The organism is Escherichia sp. WS1450 (assembly GCF_046487395.1).
Classification (GTDB): domain Bacteria; phylum Pseudomonadota; class Gammaproteobacteria; order Enterobacterales; family Enterobacteriaceae; genus Escherichia; species Escherichia coli.
The window spans coordinates 24,459-44,714 of sequence record NZ_JBJQJO010000031.1 but is presented as its reverse complement, the minus strand read 5'-3'; the positions used below and the strand labels follow the sequence as shown (position 1 = coordinate 44,714).

Genomic DNA, 20,256 nt, shown 5'->3' with positions numbered 1-20,256 from the left:
ACCATACGAATCGCCCGCTGACGGACTTCGGGGGAAAAACGAGTATTTTTAGTCATCCTGTTTACCTCTTTCTCAGGGAGTTTAGTCTCCAGGATTTCCGGGGCGGTTCAGCACAAGGTTATTCGGTAGATAACTGAACTTCTGAGTATAGGTTTTGGTATTCGACTGACTATCGGCAACTGTTACGCTAATTGAATAATTTTCAGATGGTTCGAAATTTGGGAACAGCCTCGGATACTCAGGCATGTATGTATCTTTGCCTGCCGGTGACCACGTAAGCTCAACGTTATCAGCTGTGGGGCCACCTACGAGCTGAAGACGGGTTATCCTCGGGGTTGTCAGATTATCTGCCAGAGCGATCCTGAGGTTCTCCAGGCCGTACACTACCGTATCGTCTTTTACCGGCTTTCCGTCGAATGTTATGGCCACTGTCGGAGGAGTGTTATCCAGAGCAATTTCTCCGAAAGTTTTATTGGTCTGGTTCTGGAAGAAGTCCCTGATGTTGACCTCAACGTTGTATTTTCCTTCAGACTGACGGGATAAATCATAAGCAATCGTGTAGTTACCTGAGATACGAGATTTGATTACGCCTGTTGGTGACATCCGGGTACCGGTGTTCTTATCGGAAAGATAAAATTCCCTCAATGAGACCGAGTCGAACCAGTTACCATCGCCTTCAAGTGACGCCAGTACATCCAGCTGCTTGTTAGTCTCGTCATATGATATCGAGTTTATTACCGGCAGTTGTTTATTGTTCCAGCGTGTCATAATCCATTGCTCAGACCGCAAAATGGGATTGCTGATGCTGCGAACGAAGTAAAGGATTCTATTGTAGCCCTGGGTACCCAAGGCCATATCAAACGTCTCAGGCGCTTCACACGAGGTTTTTCCTGCCGGAATGGTGCAGGTCGCCTTACCGCCGATCTCCTGTGCAAAGGGCCGGGCTTCAACGTTAAAACGAAGTCGGGAAATTTTAATTGGCAGTCGTGATGAAGCCACACTCTCAAAATCCTTCCACTTAACCCAGTTCCCCTTATCATCGAGGAAATCTACCCAGGTACCCGCAAATGCAGGCGTTTGGTTTGCAGATGGGTTTAGAACGAGGCTGTATGACGGATAATACCCTCCCCACTGGCCAAAGTTCGCCATACGAGCCATATCCCCATTAATTGAGCCATAGGGAAGAGTCATTTCAACATAAGCATAAGTGCTGTCTACAGCTATCTCTTTGGGGGCGGAATATTGATTGATGAACTGAAGCCCACCTTCTGAATAAGCACGGTAGTTAGATTTTGGGATCCGGTAGACTAATCGAATAGGGTTTTCGTTAACGACCATACCGGCTTTGTAAGCCGGATAATTAGAAACCCCGGGTACGACGCTGGAAGACGTATTTGGATCATGAACGGCCCACAGTGTCATCTCACCCAGCGTGTTGTCGTAGCGAAATTTTTGAGTTGGCAGCGTTCGGCTATTACCTGCGTTATCGAAGATAACAACTTTTGCAGTAAAGTCTTCATCCAGGTTGCTGTCTGGTATTCCGGTTCCCTTAACTGAATTCTTAGAGTAAGTGTGGTACATCTTTTGGCCGGATACGTCATACTGCATCTGTGTAGTGCTGTAGAGGCTACCGTCCTGCCTGTAAATATATATTAGGCCCTTATCAATACCATTTGCATCACTTACGCCCGAAGAGGTGAAGTCATACTGCCCCGTTGCCTCTAATCCAAGCTTCCACACGTCACCAGCGGTAGAGCCAGAACCAGTATTAGCGGTAAGAGCATTTGCCGCTGGAGGGGTGACATCAATTAGCCAGTTATAGTTATAGGTCGCTACAGGCTTCTGATTGAGATCTAACACGTTTATCTGAACGACAAATTTGCCTTCACCCAAAGCAGGCAAAGTTACTTTTTTGCCGTAGAACTCACTACCGTCAGCAGCTGTTAGTCGGTCTGATACACCCGTCCGTGTAGTCGTAGTATTAAGAATGACAGTTCCAGTGTCTTTCGTGACTTTGACATTAACGAAACGATCAAGACCTGAAATAAGTGTCAAAGTTACCGGTGATGCCGGATTAAGCATAAGACGAGAAGACGGGGCGTGGATCTCAATACCGTTCGTGTCCTTAAAGGCCGATTCATATATCTGAGCTGGGGCCTGAACAGACATACCGAGTCCGGCTACAGCAGTAATAAAAGCGAGATGTTTCATTCTTATTCCCCTTTAGGTTTGGTGTTATTTTAAGCTTTTCCTAAAGGTCACTATGTTCGTAAAAGTATAAAAAACTTCTCCATATGGTGCTCGAAATTACAAATCTATAATTTGCCTTTCGACAAACCTTATTGTGCGTTCAGGACGTAAATCTTTCTTTTTGGAATTACATCTGACATTGCTGTGGTATCCAAACTGGCAACGATTGCAAAACTTATAACATTAGCCTGAAACTATCGGCATCCACATATCGCATTAAGTGATGCTTTTACTTTGTGTAAAAAAGAATCAGGATAAATTAGGTATGACAGATATAAATGCGTTAACGGACGGCATATATGAATCAAAACCTGGCGGTATTACGCCACCAGTCGAGAGGGGAGTGAACCTCAGTCAGTACGTCTACCTTCGTTCCGCAAGGCGCTTCTTGTTGTGAATTACAAACTGCCCTGGCGAGAACTGCATCATTTCACCCCCAGCAACACACGTGCCTCTTCAACGGTTTGCCACGAAGGCATTGCTACGCCAGATTGACTGCCGTTGCCTCTGCGCTCACCGGTGTCACATTCTACATAAAGACGCATCAGCATCGCTTCTATTTCAGCGGCCCGGCTATTATCCATTACCAGTTCTGCTGCGCGTCGTAGCTGTTCTGGAATGTCATTCCACATTCCCGCACCACTTCTGTCTTTGTTAGTGAGCAAGTCTTCAATAGCAGATGAAGCCATGTTAAGCAGGTCAGCCGAAACTAAAGGCATCGGCGGGGCGGTATAGAGGATTCGACGTCTTCCGCGTCTGTCTGGATCGTATTTATCATAAAAAGCTTTGTTCACATCTTCCCAGTGCCACTGAAGTTGCCCGGTTGCGTCATGGTGGCAAAACTCGCACTGATAAACAGGCGCAATCGACATAACTGCCTTTCCAATACGTGCCAGTACAGCAACTTCGTCAGCTCTAAGACTCATTGCTTCGCTTGGGTTACTACCCTCGGAAAATTCCAAAATTTGTTCAATACGTTCTGGTGTGAAAGTGGTCATAGGCTTTGAAAACATATTTTTTCCAGTTGTGCTTACCATATCATCAGGCCTTAAGAGCGTTAGCGAATAATTAACAGGTCAGGACCAAAACTAAATCCTTCCCCCATACGGTCTTCATGACGGGAGACATATGCCTTACCGTATTTCTCCAGATCCTGTAAGCGATCTTTTGCCAGATTCCACGAGTATTCCTGGCCCCACACGGGTCCGTCACGCCCGTCAAAGCGGTCAGGTTTACAATTTGCTTTCAGAAGTGCGTAGACATGCTCCAGCGTGGGTAGCTGCAAAGCACTATTAGCCTGAGAAACGGCAGTATGCGTCATTTCTGTTCACTCTTTATTGATTTAGTCAGTTAAGCCGGTCAGGTAACTTTAACCGGCTACTCGTATTAAGATTTCTTTCCGGTTGCTTGTCAGTTAGCGGCGAAGATCAATTTCAAGGCGGGCTGTTTTGACCTTTGTTCCGGACTCCCTAAATGTATCATCCGGAAGAGGCGAAATTTGTCCGCCAAGTTGTTTGACTCGCTCCCTGAGCGCTTTTGTCAGTGTGTCTTCCCGGAACAATACCCCAGCTGACAGAATGGCCTGTAAGCGACCTCGCTTAGCGAGCATTGCGATGGCATGCATGACATGTTTAACGTCAGAGCGTTTAAGGAATGGTGGATTCATAACGATAACATCAAAAGTTTCATCGGGCTGGTACCCAAGAAAGTCGGTATGCACCAGCTCGGCCCCTGTGCTAAGGACACTATCGTTCTTCACTGCAAGGAATCGCTCATCGTTCAATTCGATCCCGGTAATCAATGCATCCGGAGCCGCCAGTTTTAAGGCTTTCAGAATGCGGCCATCACCAAACTCAGGCTCCAGAACACGTTCCCCGGCAGCTGGTTCAGCGCGTAGAACCATATCTGTGACTAAATTCTCAGGGGTAGGGAAGAAATTGAACAAATCACGTGGGATGTCGACCGAACCTGTCAGAATGATTTGCTCGATACGCTCAGCTGCATCCGCCGTAAAAATATGTGCCTGCTCTTTTCGGTTCCATTTGCCACCGGCAGCTTCCAGCACTTTGTTTGTCTTAACATAAATGCTGCGGTCGAGCTGGTCGGCCAGGAAAAGAAAGTTCCCTTCAGCACGGCAGCGAGATAAGACGTTCAGAACTTCAGTTGAGATTTGCATTAAAACTCCATTAAGAGGATTTACCCGCCTGGCGGCAGCGGGTTGGTTACTTAAACAGGACAATTCAGATTTGGCCTTGGTTAGTCGGCAGACAACAGCAGGGATGGGCTGTTATAAGCGAAGCGGTCAACGGGAGCCTTCTCAAATCGCTGACCGCTTGCATCAGGGGTCAGAACGAGTCCGTTATGGGCGCAATGAATGTGGAGCAACATATCCCCGCCGGTGTTGATGTGTAAGGCAGGCACACCCTGATCGATTTCGAACATGACACCAAAACAGGGGTTACCTTCCTTGTTAACAACTTCACAGTGGATGTTATGTTGGCCGGTAACGCTGACCTGATAGGCCTGACTGTCCTCTTCTCTCAGTGTTTCCTCCTCCAGGCGCCAGTCCTGAAGTGTGAGGCTAATTTCAGGGGTATCATGCTCCTTCTGAAGAGCCTGGATACCTTTACGGAACAGCTGCATCATTTCATGAGTAAGGCAGTCTTCCTCAGCTCCAAAATGTTCTTTCCAGCCTTCAGGATCTGCATACATCCAGACGTTTTTAGCGAGCGAAGGTAAGGAAGCATCAGGCTCTACAAGGAGGTGAGGGATGCTCTCTTTGATTCCGAGATAACGTACTGGCTGGCCGTTAAGCGGTAACCCATCCGGCACTGTAACTTCAGCTCCTGGCAAGACGACGCTGTTTACCAGACCTCCACAATGTTCTGCCACCACCCGGCCTAAATCTGCCATAAACATCCGATGCTTTTCTGGTGAGTCCAGCTCACCAAGGAGTTCAGGTTTAAGCAGTAAACCGGTAATAATCTCAGTCAGTTCACGAGGAGATACTAATTTATACATTTTGTTTTCCTTTTCTGTGTTGGCTTTATATTAACAATCCAGATGCACGAGCTAATAACCTCCAGACAACTTTTTCAAAAATTATATACTTAAAGCAGGGGCTAATATGCGCAAGAAATGAATTTAGGAAGGATGGCTTCAAATTTAACTTTTTGGTTTTTTATTTTAGACGGACTTTAAAATAGCATCGCTGGTAAAATAATAAACATGGTTTATTTTTTGTTTGTATTGACAATCAAATGGGTAAAAATTAATTTACTTACATGGCGTATATTTAATGCCACCGTCCCGGCGGCACCGGGCATAAAAGGAAAACCATCTTGAAACCAATGCTCAAAAAAGATTTTTTTTCAGCTATTGAAAACCTTCTCAAAGCTGGCTTTCAACCTCGCTTTTACACTGTTAACAGTGGACGAATCGGTCTCATTACATTCACTGATAAAAATGGAACAAAACAGGTCCCGCCGGGCAGAAAAGAAAAACATTAAAATTAGCTATTTTCCCGAAAAGATCTCGAACACTGAAAAAGTATCATGGGGAACCTGATCAGGAGACAACCCATGAAAATCAAACTAGCCCTGCTTATTGCATTTGCAGGTTTCAGCGCAGGAGCTTCCGCTGAAATCGCAGAATTCAGCTTTAAAGATACCCTGAACGTTAAAAAGACCGTATCGCCTGCATCCGTATGGATTAATCCGGTAACGAGCTTTGACGTTGCCGTTATTTCCGGTCTGGACCGTTATATTACGCTCAGTCTGCTGAAAAGTGACGGGAGCCTCATCTGGAGCACGAAAAGCAGCCTGGTTACCGTAGATGACCGTACCACATCTTCGACAGGCTTTGATTATTACGGCAAGACTCTGACCGTACCAGCGATGGGAGAAGATAGCTTCACCCTCAGAGAGGTGATTACCGACTTGCAAGGGAAGGAGGTCTCCCGGCAGGATTACCCGCTTGCAATTGACCGAACGCCTCCGGCAACGGGTACCATAAGTTATACGAGAAACGGGTGGAACTTTGGCAGCGAAGCGATCTTCACTTCAGTACCAGCCGGTATGCAGTACGCCAGCGTCCAGGCACTGGTCTTTAATGGACTGAGTGATAAAGGTTCCGGGCTTGCTAATGCTGAATATTTCATAACCGATGCCGCTGGAGTGGAGCGTAAAAAGCCAGCGGAAATTAATACAGTGGAAGGTAGCGTAACCGTTCAAGTCGCCGACGCAAGCAGCAATGCCCTGGCACCGGAAAACCGCTCTGAATATAAAGTGGGGATCTACCTTTATGACAAAGCGGGAAACAGGATCGAACTAAGCCGCCGAAGCGTAATTGATCGGGTTAAGCCTGACGATATCATCCAGGTGCAGGACGCCACTACCGGATCATGGGTCACTTATCAGTCTGGCATGACCGTCTTCCAGAACCCTATTTCCGTACGGGTATTAAGGAAAAAAAGTGACTTTACTGCTGTTAACGGTTCCAAATATGGCTGGGCGGACTCGAATTTCCAGACGTCCGATAGCACTTATAATATTTATACTTTCAAATACATATATCCCAATGTGGGGGATACTTATCATGAATTCCAGACTCTGGCAGGAGGAGTAAGACGAATTCATCATAACTCCCTCAACTTCACTCCAGCCCCGGCGATGGAAATAGCCCCGAAGATAGTGGCTAAAGAGATGTACCGGAGTGATACCAGTGAGTGGTTAACTCAGGCCTCAATCAGCGTTAAAACCGCCACCATTAGCCGCATAAAGGTAACCGCTGAACCCCGACCATACGTGCAAAAGTTCAGAACGGTAAAAAATGCAGCCTGGTTCTGCACTATACCTATCGGACAAAGTTCATGCGAGATGACGGTTAACTTCAACTACACCAGTGACAAAGGATTTGAGTATCTGCACCTTTACTCGGGAAAAGATGGTGACAGCATATTCGATGCGCTTGCTGGTAATTTTACGGTTATCTGGGATAACAACCCACCGGTGGTTAATGTCGCTCAGGTAAACAAGGCCTCCAAGACAATCACTATGACGGCCACCGATAATGATCGCGTCAACGCCTGGAACATCAGCTACTGGGATACCAAAGTTTTCGAAGCCACCCTTAAAAATGCCCGGGGGGAACCTTTCACGCTGAAGCCTGTGACCGTCAGTGAAAGCGATTATAAAACCAAAAACGCCACCTTCTCATACGCTGGTCTACCGGACGGGGATTATACGGTGGTTAGCGTCTCTGCCACGGATCTTGTTGGAAACACCGGAACCAAAACGCTTAATGCACCGCTGAAAATTGACTCAACGCTTCCGGTTATCGCGTTCAGTTTTAATGGCGCAGACGCAGAAGGAAAACTGGTTAAAGGGCTTGAGAACCTTCGCATAAGCGTTACTGATGCCTCTGGGGATGCTTCCCTGACATCGCTTCAGCTCGCTGGTGGACCTAACTCTGAAAAGGTCACCCTGGCATTCACGCCGTTATCCAAGGATGTCTTTATTCCGGAATACCCCAGAATCTTCCCCAACACTGACGAATCGGGACAGATGTATCATCTGGAGGCACTGGCTATTGACGAATCAGGTAACCGGACCACTAAAACGCTTAATTTTACCTACCAGCCTGCGAATCTGATTATGCTGGATAATCTCAAGACGCTGGCCACAGCCGTAGCACTGAAAGCAACGGACAACACGCCGCTGGCCATCATCCGAACCAGTGTGTTGCGGCGTCAGGACGGTTCTATCATTACCGGACAGTTAAACGGAACCCTGACTGTTCAGAAAAATGCCCAGTTCGGCGTTACGGTTGCCGGAGTTACGGTCCAGCCTGGTGAAACTAAATCGCTGTCACTGGATCTTGGTAATGGTGAAGAGCGCACGTATCCCGTTACTCCCGCTGTAAGTGGTCAATCTGGCACGGCCACATTTGCTATAGAATTCCCTCAAACATAAGCTCTTCAGAAGGGTGCGGTAGTATGCCGTACCCTGTTACGCCATCCTCAATGTAATATGTAGAGTTGAGCATGACTTAATTATTACTTTCTCATTAAGTGGCTCTTAAATTGCAAACGGGAAAGTAATATTCCCGAGACGGGAAGGACGCCTTCCTTTTGGTTTTAATCTATGATGCTAAACCGTTTAATCACTCCGGAACAATGCCCGCGTTTAAATGGCTGGCACCAGTACATGATTTATCCATGAATGCTTTTTGATGCACTTTTACTTCAGAATGCTCTTAATTTTTTAAACAAAATTATATTTGAATCCTTCGTGTATAAATTTGCAGACCCTCTCTCAATGTTTTTTTAAAATATTTACTCTCAGGTTATTAGCCAGTAGATTCATTCTGTCATGATTACTCCAGAACTAACCGGAGGAATCACATTATGACCAAATATTATGATCGCAGTGGAATTGAAATCTCCAGCGCAAAAATCCGCTGTGTTGATTCTGTAAAAGGTACTGCGGAATATACTTTTCGTATTCTTTGCGATAAATGCAATGGTCGGGGAGAGCGTAAGCATTTTTATAGAAGTCGCTGTATGGCTTGTAAAGCCACGGGTTACAGCCTCGAAACGACCCGCACTGCTTACACGCTGAATGCGCTGTACCGCATTAATGCTCAAGCTGCCCGCAAAGTGTCAGCATCCTTGCAAAACGAGCGTTTGAGGACTGAAAACGCCCACAACTCTGCGTTCAATGCATGGTGCAGATCTCATCAAAAAATGGTTGATGCAATCACCCAGCAATCCAGCAGTAATAATTTTCTGGAAAGCCTTAAGTCTTCTTTAACCCACCAGCGTCAGTTAAGTGATAAGCAGCTGGCAGTCGCCGCCCGCATTTTAGGGATTCATTAATTCAAAGCCCTTTTAATTTAATTTTAAGGTCAATTATTACGGAGGAACTATGATCCATTCATTTAAAGACAGACGGCTTGAAAAGTTCTTCCGTAATGGAAAAACAACGGCAGGTATTCCTTCTGAAATTATTAACGCGATTCTGTGTCGACTCGAAACGCTGGATAATGTCCAGAGTGAGCGGGAGTTATTATCCAACAGCTTGCGTTATGAACGCTTAAGAATGACGTCAAACCGTTATTCCTCCATTCGAGTAAACTCTAAGTATCGATTATTCTTTGAATGGAATGATGGCGCACATAATGTCCATTTGTCAGCACATGACTATAAATCGCTCATCCATTAAGGTTAAAAATGAAGCTATTTTCAATTTCATCCCGGGATACAAGCATGGACGCGATGTTTTATATCCAGGCCAGTACTAAACAATAGGCAAGTTACATATTTAGTACCCTTTCCCCGAAGCCTACTGCGAACTGCCAGCTTACAGATTTGCAGAATGAGACGGTCGTCCCTTCCATAAGCCCTATTTCGCTTTCACTTAACCCCTGGTCGATCAATTCCCAGTCCCGAACCCGGGAATTGAGTATGGCCACGCATGGTCTTAACCTGATCTGTGCAGTCACGGATGAGCATACCCGTCAGATAGTAGACTTTTGCGATAACCTTGGACAGCAGCTTAAGGATCCGGACGACAAAAGCGCCTGGGTTAAGCTCATTAATTCTGAATGCGCATTGCTTAATTCTCCGCGTTTATATCCCGTTCTGCTGGAGCCGGAGACACCGGCACAATTTGAAATCTTTGTGCCAGCTCCGGAAGATGGCGATCACGACACGGTTATAGCCAGCGTTGTTGAAGAATGTTTCGGAGATGAATGCCGGTACAGAGCAACGGACAAAGCTTTTGCAATGTCGGAAAAGCCAATCATCAGGCTGGAAGCACATTTCAATGACAAACGGGAAAAGGTTTTAGAACTGACCTTTTCCAGTTTCAACCTTTCACTTTCTGCGTCCGTGTATGAACACCAGCTACGTCAGATTTTATTACTTTGCGAAGATTTTGGCGTAAGGCTTCAGGGTAGAGCCGGGGCATCCTGCCACATCAATATGCGCAGCGCTTACCGTCGTCTTGCACATGTCGGCACCGGCTCTCGCCCAGGTGATGGGAGTGATGTGCGGGGCTATACCTCATCTAAAGAGCAAAAAGATGTTAAGGGGCTGCTCGATAAGTCAACCAGGGGAAGTGAGCTTGTACCGGCGAGGCACGGGCAGCAGTTTAACGGTGTCTTAGTGAATGCCACACCCGCACCGGCCACGACGGGTTTTATATACCTGTCGCATGATTTTCCGGAAGGCCAGTTTATGATGACAGCCGAGGTGTTGCATGTTGGAATAACACCGGGCGGGATCTACTACATTGAAACACTGGACGGATACCGGTTTATCGTTACAGCGTTTGAAAAGGGATTAATGAACGGTTTAAGGGAGTTTTTGGCTGTAAATGAGGACTACTTTAAGTATTACCGCTGGTCTTAGCGTCTGACCTGAAACCGGTAGGCCAGGGAAGGCAACCGGGAAAATGCAATTTAACCTGATCCTCTCCCTACCACTACCTTTACCCACGTATAATAGCCCGACCAAATTATAATGCCCGATCACCGCATTGGCTGAAACCACACATATTCTTCTTAGGCCTCGCCTGATGAACTTCGACCACAAGACAAAGGAACGTAACTAATAAATAAAATTTATGAGCTGCACAAAAGTTACTTTTCCATAATGGCGCTTCACTTACATTGTGGTTTCATAATCATTGTTGGTATTTAAAAAGGATGTGTTCAATCTTAAATAAAAGGCGGTGTTTTTTTTTCTGAAAATTTGCTGGGAGGTTATTAGCTGGGGGTTGGGTAACAGTATAATAAGTACAGATGAAAAGGAGGTTTTATGAAAACGTTAGACGTGATTTCAACTCAACTCAACTTTAATAATCTGCTGAATCAGGCAGGATATAATCTTTCAGAAATTGTTGTTAAACGCTACAGCGCTGCACCCGCCTTTAACGAAGGGCACTGGTTGTTCATTGCAGAGCAGGATAATCGCTACATTGAAGTGGTCAGTCTTCTTTCAAAGGCATCAGAAAGCGGAGAGCAGCATGTCGATATCTTTATCAATATGTTCGAAGATCCGATTGATGACATTATCTCCCGAAACATTGAACCCAAAACATTTGCGACACTTTATAAATACATTGAACGTATACCTTTTACACCGGACGTAAAAAAAGAATTCTTGAGCAGTATTGAGACTATTAATTTTAGTTAACTAAAAATTACAGATTTTCTTTCACCAAGTTATTAGGTAATGATATCGACCTGGTATCATTACCGTATCATGAATATGGACGGGGACGGGTAAAATGCCTAATAATACTGAAGTCATTAGCTGCGACTTATTTTCAATTCTTTCCTCACTTAATTTTAGTGTTGAGGATATTACAGGGCTAACTCCGGCCAAATTCAGAAAGGGGGCTTTCTTGCATGCAAAAATATCTGCAAGCCAGGCCACGCGAGCAGCTGATATTTCCCTTCAATTACTCACGGATCGTGTTTCAGGTGAAATGAACTACGTAATAGTAATTGGCAGGCACGAAGGGCTCCTGCAAAGCGAAGCAATTGACCCAAACGCTGATAAGCAGTACCGGGAAAACCGTCATTCTCGCCATTTTATCCCAGTAACCGATGCCAATACCAAAGCCCTGAAAAAAACCTGCAAGGTAATGAAAACATATATCAAAGAGCAGGCATTTAAGCCTAACACCTGGGGGCACAATTTCATTAAGGGTTGATTTATTCTTGCCCCGGTGAACCGGGGCAACGCTAAATTAACCTCAACCTGAGCTGGAGGCACAAATGTCTGAAAAACACTTTATCGTAAAGATCCAGAACCGTAACGGCGACCATGAGAAAAGCTATGTTCGTATACTCGTCAGCGATTGTGAGAAAAATGCTTGCCAGACGGCACTGATTTCCGAGTGTGCTGGCGAGGTTGAACAGCTGAGTTTTGAAGACGGTGGGGTTTATGACTACAACGGCGAAAATCACTACAGTGTCAGGAGCTGCGTGGAGGTTGCCCCTGAAGATGTTGCAACTTTGCAACGCTACCTTTAACACCTGCGGCATTAAAAAAAATATCGGGTGTCTGTTACAGGATGCCGCTGTTTTAAACGATGCCTCAAAGATCGCTATCGCTCCTGATGCCTTCATTAAGAGCGGGTTTGTGGTAGGTTCAGCGTAACAAAACTACTGGAATTTTGGTTGCCTCGATGAAGAGCTGCTTTTCTGATTTACCCGTTAAAGACGGCAAGTCCGGAACTTGGAAACTGGACACTTTCGAAATTACCACAGATAAGGCGCTGACCCTCGCCCTTCGTGCCGAGTGTACTGGTAATACAGATGAGTTTATCCCGCCCGGTAGATATCGCCGCTTGTCCAACGGCTGGGATGTGGTGATGTCCAATACCCCGATGGAGATCCGAACCTGCCAGGATTTTATAGAGCGAGCCACCGGGCGGGTGCTCATTAATGGTCTTGGTCTTGGTATGGTGCTCCACGCCATTCTTCAGAAAGACGATGTAACCCATGTCACGGTAATCGAAAAAGAACAGGATGTTATTAACCTCGTTGCAGCCTCGTTTGCAACCGATCTTCGCGTTGAAATTATTAATGCTGATGCAATGGAGTATTGTCCACCAGCTGGCGTTACGTACAACGCTTGCTGGCATGACATATGGACAGACTTCGCAACAGCTAATCTCGCACAGATGGATAAGCTGGAAAGTAAGTACCGGGACATCTGTGACTGGCAGGGATCGTGGGGCAGGGAGGAGTGTGAGCAAAAGCTCATTGAGTTCCAGAATCTTGAGGCTGATTAATCCAACTTGCGAAGGTGTCTCCGCTAAAGGAGCCCGGCTCGCTCTGTGCAAGCCCAGCTGTGCTGCATGATTTGGCAAAGTCTTCAACAAACCAGATCGGTCTGATTTAGTAATCTCACTTCCAACCATCAGGCCGATATAATAACTGTATCCCCATTAGGATGGCTGATGAGTACGATTAATACGGACTTAATTGCGCATATCTACGCTGCCTCCGAATCGCCGTTGACCAACGACGAGCTTTATCGCGAAGTGCAGCGTAAAACTGGCATGTCGGATGCCGAATTGCACGAACTGAAAGAATTTGGGTCAGATAAAACCAGAACCAGCGGCGTCAAACATAAGGTTCGCTGGTTTCAGCAGACTCTCCGTCAGGCCGGGGTCATCGAACGCGTTCCAGAAAAACGGGGCGTCTGGAGATACGCCTCTAAGACGAAAACAAACCTGCATGAGTCATGGGAAAAGCTCTGTGTTGTCGGTTTCTCAACTTCTCTTGGGGCATCGGTTTTTGGAAACGCCTATGCCTTCTTCAGCAATATCACCGAGCAAATTCATCTTTGCCTGACCTCGCCACCTTACCTCCTTCGAAATTCAAGAGACTACGGGCACGGAGGGGGGCGTGGCGAGCAGGCTTATATTGACTGGCTTCTGCGTATCCTCGAACCGATCGTGAAACAGCTTGTACCGGGCGCAAGTGTGGCATTGAATATCACTCAAGATAGCTTTAATAGGGGTAGGCCTTCACGTTCTCTGTATCTGGAGCGTCTGACACTGGCATTATGTGACAAGCTGGGGCTTGAGCTCATGGACAGGCTTCAGTGGGTGAATCGCAGTAAGCCCCCATCGCCAACGCACTGGGCATGTAAGCAACGGGTGCAGCTCTGCTCATCGTATGAGCCTGTGCTGTGGTTTACCAATGATGCGAGTAAGGTTCGTTCAAACAACTTACGTGTACTACAACCGCATTCAGACCAGCATCTAAAATTGCAGGCAGCAGGCGGTGAAAATCGCACGACCTTTTATGGTGATGGGGCGTACCAGCTTAAAAGCGGTTCCTTTGGAAATAAAACAGAAGGAACGATCCCCAAGAATACTTTGTTTTACGGCAATAGCTGCGCTGATACGAGATTTTGCCATTCCATTGCCCGCGAGCTCGGTTTTCCGCTGCACGGTGCAACGTCTCCTACCAGGCTTGCAGCGTTTCTGATTGAGTTTTTGACAGAGCCGGGAGATCTTGTTGTAGATCCCTTCGCTGGCTTGCATAAAGTCCCCATCGCAGCCGAGCGACTTGGCAGACGTTGGCTGGCGACGGACAAAATCATGGAGTGGCTGGCGATTTCCCGAAACCTTTTTACGGCCGCACCGGGATATAAGAGTAACCCCATGCTGGATGAGCTCGCCGAACTGTATCGGACTTAATGCAAGTTAACGGTTTTGATAAAGTGGTTTGAAGCGACAAACGGTTTATTCATTTAGCAGTGGTTCCACCAGAGAATGGCAATATTAACGGCTTAGCATATACCGCTGAGATAATCAGGTAGTCATTCATTTCCGGTTGTCTGTATTAACGAGTGTATTCATTATTCACTTGTTTCTACGATATAGACCCAACAAAAACAAATTGATGGTTGTGATACAGATGTTGTTGGATTAACTAATTTGGTAATTTAGACGGTTTCTAAATTAAAGGTGGACAGATATGAAGTCAGATTCAGAAATGGCTTCTCCTATCGAGTTGCACATTGGCGATCATGTCCAGCGGCATGGTGCTTTATCTGAGGTCATGCATATTGTTGAATCCAAATGCGATATTCCCGGCGGCATCCGGGTAGCAGCATGCATTTGACGGGTTATCGGTAACGTTCCGGGCAATATTCCTCGTGGTTGGCTGGAAACACCGAAGCGTATGGCTGAGCGAGGCGTTAAGTGGGCGACGAGTCTGCCCGGAGGGCTTTACTTTAACATGCAGGGGAACGCACATGCGAAAGTAAGCCGGGTTATTCGTAATGTGACTAACTGAAACTTTTTTCTGAATTGCGGTGTAAAAGTTACTTTTCACCGCGTCGTTTTCCATCACTACTAATTCAGAGTTTTTCTGAAATAAGCAGAGTTAAAGCTAACGATTTATTCAGGCCATTTTATTCTAATCATTATCCTACACTTCAAAAATATGCAATATTTTTTCTTCTGACCTATTAGCCAGAATTCTCGATTCGGTATCATTTACTTACGGTAATTCTTTTAAAAACGAGGTAAATGGCATGCATTCTCAGGATCCTATCACGAAATTAACCCAGACGTTGCAACGCGACGATGGTTCTCAGGTTCGTATTGTAGCGCAGCGGGGATATGGAAGCGGGCTTACAGCCTCGCTTGATGTGTACGTTCTCCGTCGTGATTCCTCTGAAAGCAACTGGTCACTGTGCGGAAAAGATCCTCACCCCGAGTGGAGAAAGATGTCAGTAGATGAGTATCAGAAATTTGGACGCTCAGAAATGCTGCGCTATGCCACACCAGGTGAAATTCTCAGGGTGGCATCCGCTATTGGCCAGCCAATGAGCTTCCTCGATGGCAACCCTGCGTTTTAGCCTGAACCCTGGCGACGCCTTTTAAACCGGCGTCATTCTTTTTACGAGCAACAGACGGAGAAAAAATGAATCTGAACGAACGAAGCACGAGCGCAGCGACGCCAGATTTGAGCCGACTTTATCTCATTTCCGGGCGCATTATGTTTGATGATGATGATCAGGCCTACCCGGTCGAAGCCGATTCCCCTGGTGATGCAGAGGAGGCTTTTCGGCATCATATTGCCGACAGTGCCGACGACTTAGAAAAGGTGATTATAGTTTCCTCTACAAGTTTCGCTTCAGCTCACAGCAGTCGCGTAATTTGTCGGCCTGCCGTGAAGTAATTTCAGCTTCCAATGATATTTCCCTCTTTATAAAAGCCGCCGTCTGGCGGTTTTTATTTGCAAAAATGAATATTAATCCTGAACAATATTAATTTAAGATGAGGTGGTGTTCATATTCTTCTTAATATTTTTTCTAAAAAAACGACTTCAGGTTATTAGTTGGTAGTAGTGTGTTTGTTATGATCTTCTCATCAAATACATTAATTAAATAATCAAGGAGTCAACTGTGGCAGATAATTATACTCTGGCGTCGTTTATTATTCCCTGCACTCAGGAGCAGGCTAAAATGGCACAAGAAGCAATCACATTCGTTACCGAAGCAGAAATTGCAGAAGGTGAGCGTTTGATTGATAAGCCACTGGCAGATTGTTCTCTGACTGAGAAGCTGATTCTCAGTATTATTGAGAACCACCCTGAGTATGACCCTTCAGAGCCGAGCTTTGGGCAACCATCCTGCCCAGACTGTAATTATGAACTGTCGTTCGCAACAGAAGTTAACAGCAGTGGGCTGTCAGTTTTTCATGGAGAGACTATTGATCTTGACCATGCAATTTGCCTCACAACTGCCGTGCTGTCGGTATTCGACCTCCCGGAAATGGTAACAATTACTGCTGCATTTACATGCAGTAAAAGCCGGACAGATGAATTTGGGGGTATGACTATTCTGGTCACAAAGGATACCCACTATTACCAGGATGGCTGTCAGTTTTCTCGTCTCATGAATGAGGCTCACAAAGCCGGTATCCAGTATGCTCTGTGTAAAGTGACGCATTACCACGGTGAGAGCAGCTATGTGGCAAGCTATGTCCTGAGCTGCGACGTAGCGGATTCAGCCCAGGAGGTCGTTAACAGACGACTGAAGGCATGTGCCGGAAAAGAGCCAGAAGACGGAATCTATATTCTGAGTGAAGAAGACAACACCAGTCTTTCGGTCGAACTCGTTACAGAACTGTCTCCGCTCGATTACGACAAGCTGAGCAAGCTTCTTCCTTCCCTTGACACCCTTTGCGGCGCATAAGCCTGCCTGATAACCGTAGCCACCGGTTCCCCCGGTGGCCTGGAGCCTGCCATGACCAATAAATTCATAGTATCTACCGTTGTTTGCATCAATGACTTTGCAAGTGATGTTCCGCAAAGTGTTTCCTTACGGATAGATACAATGCTTGAACAGCGTATCCGCAAATTGGCGACATACGTGAAAAAAAACGATCTTCAGTTAACTGAGTTTTACTTCTATGACGCTAACTGGTCATTTTGTGGTGAAGATGAAATTCAAGAAATAACAGACCAGGATGAATATAAGCATAGCGATAGCACAAGGCAGGAAGCGATGCTGCGGGAAGTAATGCCATCAGCACGTACGGAATGCCCGGTTATTAGGGTGATGAAAGATTCATTTCAGCTTTCTGCTCTACCACGCCATTGTGGTGATGACATGACTCTTAACACTCCTTCAATTCCGCTGTCTGAGTTGAAAACAAATGTCACGGCTTTTATTACACCACCAACCTATATCTAATAGCTGTGCTGGGAGATTAAATTACAATGGGTTTTTATTTTAAATCTATTTAAGAATTAAATTTGCGTGATTTTGATTTAATATAATTTCGCTAAATGGTTGCGCTGTAGTTATTTTAAAGTTCTAATAAAAATATCAGTGATGCAGCATATGCCGTGGTTCAGGAAAATATATGTTTATTGAAAAAAGTGACTCATTCCTTGAATTACCCTCAGAAGTTATTTTTCCTGAGGCGGCTAATGCTGCCATTTTGAAACATGATAAATGGGCTGATGTTTGGGAGACCCTGACAACCGATGCCGATCTGAACTATACCGATGAAAAGGAGACTGTGAGTCTTTCTTCTCTGGTCACGTCAGCCACATCTGCTATTTATCAGGCTATTACGGACGGATGGACGATGTGCGTGGGATACAGTGGCGGTAAAGACTCCCATTCTCTTCTTCACCTATTTCTGATGGCATTGATCAGGGCAGTACGTAACGGCACAAATATCAGCGAACATCATTTCATTCAGATGTCCGATACGCTGATCGAAAACCCTGAGATGCACTATCAGGCTTCACAGGTTCTCAACCAGCTTAGAATGTTCATTGCTGAACACCAGCTACCGGTCACAGTCCTTGTCGCCCAACCGTCTCTTACGCAGAGCTGGGTAGGCCGCATTCTGACTGGACGTGGACTTCCGACCTGGACTAATTCTTCAACCCGTCAGTGCTCAACCGACTACAAAATCGCCCCCCTGCGCAAGGCCAAAGCTCGTTATCTAAAAAACGCCCCGGCATCCGTACGAAGCAGGGTATGCCTGATGCTGGGCTCCAGGGATGATGAAAGTGCCCGAAGGGCCGGAAATATCCTCAAAATGGGAGGGCAGGCGAGGAAAGTAACCCTGACTGAGCACGGTGGTGAACTCTATCCAGTAAAGGAGTGGCGCACTCAGGACATCTGGTCTTTTCTAATGGCCTGTGGTTCCGAATCCCGCTTCCCTTTACCAAGCTTTATGCCGGATAACTTCAGCCTGGCAACGCTTTATAAAGACGCCACCGGAGAGTGTATCTGGTCGCCGGAGAAACCCACGCGAACCTCAGCTTGTGGGGCTAGATATGGGTGCTCGCTTTGCACAGCCGTAGGGGTTGACCATTCAATGGAAACGCTCCTTCGCACTGACCCTGAGAAATATGGTTATCAGGCAGGCCTAAGTCGTCTTCAGCGATTTCTTTCTAAGATCCAGTACGACTGGAGCCTGCGGGATTATATCGGTCGTAAAGTGTTCGAAGGCGGGTATGTGCGTCTTCAACCCAATATCTTTTCTTCGTCCCTGACTGAACGTCTTTTTCATGTCTGTTGCAGCCTTGATTATGTTGAAGCCAGACGTGCGGCAAAGCATCGCAGAAAGCTACTTTCCGGCGAGGTGGACGATACGGCTTATAACCGTCGTATGGCTGAGCCACAATTTCGGCTTGTACATGAAGCAAACGTGATCCACGTTGATTTCCTCTGGTCGTTGCACTGTTTCAACCCTCGCCCGTTTCGGGCAATTGAGATCTATCGCAGAGTCTGGGAAGAGGCCGATCTGGACCTTCTTGAGGATGAGCCTGACATGCTGCCTGTGGCCCGTACACCAATGCCAGCTCCACTCTGGATGAAACTGCCCGGAGGCCGGTTCGGTACAGCTTATGATGGACTGACTGATACGTTGCCGCTGATGACCTATTTTGACGGGCAGGCTGACCCCAGGGCTTCACGTAGCCTAAAGACCGGAGAGAGCAGTTCTGTCGTCGTGGCATTCGAGGAAGAGGATGAGCTGACTGTTGAAGAAGATACGGCGTCCTGGATTATCTGGCATGAATACGACGGGTTACGCCAGAGCATCGCTGACGGTGAGTTTACTCCAACGACTGCTGCTCAGTATCTTCTTCGTTATGACGCGGTCCGAATTTCAAAAGGGAAGGGCGCTGTCTATCATCGTCTCGCACAACGGGGACAAACCTTTTCCCGCCTGGGGATAGGCGAAAGAGTGTCGCTTCCAGAGCTGGTTGCCAGTCGGCGTTTTAAAATACTCAGCGATACTGCATACCGTCAGGTTGTAGCCCGGAAATTGCGTGGACAGATAAAAAAGTTCAGATTCTGGGCATGCGTAGCTGCCTGTGTACAGTTGCACGTACACAACAAGACGGCACTCGGAGAAAGAATCTTAACGTTACTCGAAGGTGAGAGGGAACAGCAACAAGGTGCGATCCAGGCGAAGCTGAAGGCGGGAATGATGGATGCAGTTCTAACTCTGTGTAACCAGCGACTCCGGGTGAAAGAAAATACTAACCAGCCAGAGGAGTTCCGCTATTACCGTGCCGTAAGAGCTCGTTTCATGCGCCATTTATCTGAATGCCTTAAGCCAGAAAATGGCGGCGTTATCCGTGACGTTATCTGGGAACTGAGGGTGCTGAGCAGTGCTCACGGTACGACCAAAACAGGTTTTTACTATGTCGATAGCAATCGCCCGACAGCGAAAGGACTGTTAAACCGCCTTCTGATGAGGATGGTCAGGCAGGTCGTATAAGCGTCTGAAACGCGAAACACACGAAAATGAAGGGGTTATACAAAAAAAACTTAGCTTTGATCGTGATGTAATGTGGACATCATGTCCAAGCGTTGCTGCATCCAGAAAAGTAACTTTAATCCTGTTGATACAGCCTTTGCATTACCTGTTTACGCATAGCCTGGAAACGTTCTAATTAAACCAGACAAATATAAATTTAAATTAATTCACT

At 46.4% G+C, this 20,256-nt stretch carries 21 protein-coding genes; 16 read left to right on the top strand and 5 right to left on the bottom strand.

The window, feature by feature from the left end; genetic code table 11:
• Positions 1-81 precede the first annotated feature (81 nt).
• The 5 genes from ACJHYR_RS24245 to ACJHYR_RS24225 all read right to left on the bottom strand — a co-directional run bounded on the left by ACJHYR_RS24245 (position 82) and on the right by ACJHYR_RS24225 (position 5,271).
• On the bottom strand, positions 82-2,211 hold the full coding sequence (locus ACJHYR_RS24245; RefSeq protein ID WP_410233160.1) for an Ig-like domain-containing protein: 2,130 nt from the start codon (positions 2,209-2,211) through the stop codon (positions 82-84).
• Between the two features lie 464 nt (positions 2,212-2,675).
• The gene (locus ACJHYR_RS24240) at positions 2,676-3,263 is read right to left on the bottom strand and encodes a hypothetical protein (protein ID WP_000491822.1); all 588 of its coding nucleotides are present in this window, start codon (positions 3,261-3,263) and stop codon (positions 2,676-2,678) included.
• 44 nt (positions 3,264-3,307) lie between these two features.
• A complete protein-coding gene (locus ACJHYR_RS24235) occupies positions 3,308-3,571 on the bottom strand; it encodes a hypothetical protein (RefSeq protein WP_000149861.1) in 264 nt (87 codons plus the stop codon).
• Between the two features lie 93 nt (positions 3,572-3,664).
• Entirely contained in the window at positions 3,665-4,426 is a 762-nt protein-coding gene (locus ACJHYR_RS24230) for a methyltransferase (protein ID WP_001167416.1), read from the bottom strand.
• Between the two features lie 80 nt (positions 4,427-4,506).
• Complete coding sequence (locus ACJHYR_RS24225) at positions 4,507-5,271, bottom strand: hypothetical protein (protein WP_000277497.1); 765 nt, start codon at positions 5,269-5,271, stop codon at positions 4,507-4,509.
• A gap of 320 nt (positions 5,272-5,591) precedes the next feature.
• On the opposite strand from ACJHYR_RS24225, the gene ACJHYR_RS24220 reads away from it, so the two are divergent.
• The 16 genes from ACJHYR_RS24220 to ACJHYR_RS24145 all read left to right on the top strand — a co-directional run bounded on the left by ACJHYR_RS24220 (position 5,592) and on the right by ACJHYR_RS24145 (position 20,045).
• A complete protein-coding gene (locus ACJHYR_RS24220; protein ID WP_000803860.1) occupies positions 5,592-5,759 on the top strand; it encodes a hypothetical protein in 168 nt (55 codons plus the stop codon).
• A 72-nt stretch (positions 5,760-5,831) separates the two neighbouring features.
• Positions 5,832-8,222, top strand: a complete 2,391-nt coding sequence (locus tag ACJHYR_RS24215) for an Ig-like domain-containing protein (protein WP_000694550.1) — start codon at positions 5,832-5,834, stop codon at positions 8,220-8,222.
• A 434-nt stretch (positions 8,223-8,656) separates the two neighbouring features.
• Entirely contained in the window at positions 8,657-9,127 is a 471-nt protein-coding gene (locus ACJHYR_RS24210; protein ID WP_000170638.1) for a hypothetical protein, read from the top strand.
• A 49-nt stretch (positions 9,128-9,176) separates the two neighbouring features.
• Positions 9,177-9,473, top strand: coding sequence for a type II toxin-antitoxin system RelE/ParE family toxin (locus ACJHYR_RS24205; protein WP_000581857.1), 297 nt, complete (start codon positions 9,177-9,179; stop codon positions 9,471-9,473).
• Positions 9,474-9,715: 242 nt separating this feature from the next.
• A complete protein-coding gene (locus ACJHYR_RS24200; RefSeq protein ID WP_164846946.1) occupies positions 9,716-10,663 on the top strand; it encodes a flavin reductase in 948 nt (315 codons plus the stop codon).
• A gap of 408 nt (positions 10,664-11,071) precedes the next feature.
• Positions 11,072-11,449, top strand: a complete 378-nt coding sequence (locus tag ACJHYR_RS24195; protein WP_000853477.1) for a hypothetical protein — start codon at positions 11,072-11,074, stop codon at positions 11,447-11,449.
• Between the two features lie 94 nt (positions 11,450-11,543).
• Positions 11,544-11,972: a hypothetical protein gene (locus tag ACJHYR_RS24190; protein WP_001133498.1), complete on the top strand. Its 429-nt coding sequence runs from the start codon at positions 11,544-11,546 to the stop codon at positions 11,970-11,972.
• Positions 11,973-12,036: 64 nt separating this feature from the next.
• On the top strand, positions 12,037-12,294 hold the full coding sequence (locus tag ACJHYR_RS24185) for a hypothetical protein (protein ID WP_001290637.1): 258 nt from the start codon (positions 12,037-12,039) through the stop codon (positions 12,292-12,294).
• Between the two features lie 155 nt (positions 12,295-12,449).
• A complete protein-coding gene (locus tag ACJHYR_RS24180; RefSeq protein ID WP_000833773.1) occupies positions 12,450-13,058 on the top strand; it encodes a hypothetical protein in 609 nt (202 codons plus the stop codon).
• 168 nt (positions 13,059-13,226) lie between these two features.
• The gene (locus ACJHYR_RS24175; protein ID WP_000104323.1) at positions 13,227-14,477 is read left to right on the top strand and encodes a site-specific DNA-methyltransferase; all 1,251 of its coding nucleotides are present in this window, start codon (positions 13,227-13,229) and stop codon (positions 14,475-14,477) included.
• A 280-nt stretch (positions 14,478-14,757) separates the two neighbouring features.
• Positions 14,758-14,904: a hypothetical protein gene (locus ACJHYR_RS24170; protein ID WP_001426334.1), complete on the top strand. Its 147-nt coding sequence runs from the start codon at positions 14,758-14,760 to the stop codon at positions 14,902-14,904.
• A 415-nt stretch (positions 14,905-15,319) separates the two neighbouring features.
• Positions 15,320-15,646 carry a hypothetical protein gene (locus ACJHYR_RS24165; protein WP_000556022.1) on the top strand — a complete coding sequence of 109 codons (327 nt, stop codon included), beginning with the start codon at positions 15,320-15,322 and terminating at the stop codon, positions 15,644-15,646.
• A gap of 65 nt (positions 15,647-15,711) precedes the next feature.
• Positions 15,712-15,969, top strand: coding sequence for a hypothetical protein (locus ACJHYR_RS24160; RefSeq protein ID WP_042634392.1), 258 nt, complete (start codon positions 15,712-15,714; stop codon positions 15,967-15,969).
• Between the two features lie 226 nt (positions 15,970-16,195).
• The gene (locus ACJHYR_RS24155) at positions 16,196-16,987 is read left to right on the top strand and encodes a hypothetical protein (protein WP_046788417.1); all 792 of its coding nucleotides are present in this window, start codon (positions 16,196-16,198) and stop codon (positions 16,985-16,987) included.
• A gap of 51 nt (positions 16,988-17,038) precedes the next feature.
• Positions 17,039-17,488, top strand: a complete 450-nt coding sequence (locus ACJHYR_RS24150; protein ID WP_000182314.1) for a hypothetical protein — start codon at positions 17,039-17,041, stop codon at positions 17,486-17,488.
• Positions 17,489-17,660: 172 nt separating this feature from the next.
• Positions 17,661-20,045 (top strand): phosphoadenosine phosphosulfate reductase family protein, encoded by a 2,385-nt coding sequence (locus ACJHYR_RS24145; RefSeq protein ID WP_172692892.1) that lies wholly within the window; start codon positions 17,661-17,663, stop codon positions 20,043-20,045.
• The last annotated feature ends 211 nt before the right edge of the window (positions 20,046-20,256 follow it).

What these genes read in the sequence shown, in the direction of transcription:
- ACJHYR_RS24225 (WP_000277497.1), bottom strand. Translation starts at nt 5,271, where the DNA reads ATGTATAAATTAGTATCTCCTCGTGAACTGACTGAGATTATTACCGGT.
- ACJHYR_RS24230 (WP_001167416.1), bottom strand. Translation starts at nt 4,426, where the DNA reads ATGCAAATCTCAACTGAAGTTCTGAACGTCTTATCTCGCTGCCGTGCT.
- ACJHYR_RS24145 (WP_172692892.1), top strand. Translation starts at nt 17,661, where the DNA reads ATGTTTATTGAAAAAAGTGACTCATTCCTTGAATTACCCTCAGAAGTT.
- ACJHYR_RS24245 (WP_410233160.1), bottom strand. Translation starts at nt 2,211, where the DNA reads ATGAAACATCTCGCTTTTATTACTGCTGTAGCCGGACTCGGTATGTCT.
- ACJHYR_RS24175 (WP_000104323.1), top strand. Translation starts at nt 13,227, where the DNA reads ATGAGTACGATTAATACGGACTTAATTGCGCATATCTACGCTGCCTCC.
- ACJHYR_RS24170 (WP_001426334.1), top strand. Translation starts at nt 14,758, where the DNA reads ATGAAGTCAGATTCAGAAATGGCTTCTCCTATCGAGTTGCACATTGGC.
- ACJHYR_RS24190 (WP_001133498.1), top strand. Translation starts at nt 11,544, where the DNA reads ATGCCTAATAATACTGAAGTCATTAGCTGCGACTTATTTTCAATTCTT.
- ACJHYR_RS24180 (WP_000833773.1), top strand. Translation starts at nt 12,450, where the DNA reads ATGAAGAGCTGCTTTTCTGATTTACCCGTTAAAGACGGCAAGTCCGGA.
- ACJHYR_RS24240 (WP_000491822.1), bottom strand. Translation starts at nt 3,263, where the DNA reads ATGTTTTCAAAGCCTATGACCACTTTCACACCAGAACGTATTGAACAA.
- ACJHYR_RS24195 (WP_000853477.1), top strand. Translation starts at nt 11,072, where the DNA reads ATGAAAACGTTAGACGTGATTTCAACTCAACTCAACTTTAATAATCTG.
- ACJHYR_RS24235 (WP_000149861.1), bottom strand. Translation starts at nt 3,571, where the DNA reads ATGACGCATACTGCCGTTTCTCAGGCTAATAGTGCTTTGCAGCTACCC.
- ACJHYR_RS24210 (WP_000170638.1), top strand. Translation starts at nt 8,657, where the DNA reads ATGACCAAATATTATGATCGCAGTGGAATTGAAATCTCCAGCGCAAAA.
- ACJHYR_RS24150 (WP_000182314.1), top strand. Translation starts at nt 17,039, where the DNA reads ATGACCAATAAATTCATAGTATCTACCGTTGTTTGCATCAATGACTTT.
- ACJHYR_RS24185 (WP_001290637.1), top strand. Translation starts at nt 12,037, where the DNA reads ATGTCTGAAAAACACTTTATCGTAAAGATCCAGAACCGTAACGGCGAC.
- ACJHYR_RS24205 (WP_000581857.1), top strand. Translation starts at nt 9,177, where the DNA reads ATGATCCATTCATTTAAAGACAGACGGCTTGAAAAGTTCTTCCGTAAT.
- ACJHYR_RS24200 (WP_164846946.1), top strand. Translation starts at nt 9,716, where the DNA reads ATGGCCACGCATGGTCTTAACCTGATCTGTGCAGTCACGGATGAGCAT.
- ACJHYR_RS24160 (WP_042634392.1), top strand. Translation starts at nt 15,712, where the DNA reads ATGAATCTGAACGAACGAAGCACGAGCGCAGCGACGCCAGATTTGAGC.
- ACJHYR_RS24215 (WP_000694550.1), top strand. Translation starts at nt 5,832, where the DNA reads ATGAAAATCAAACTAGCCCTGCTTATTGCATTTGCAGGTTTCAGCGCA.
- ACJHYR_RS24165 (WP_000556022.1), top strand. Translation starts at nt 15,320, where the DNA reads ATGCATTCTCAGGATCCTATCACGAAATTAACCCAGACGTTGCAACGC.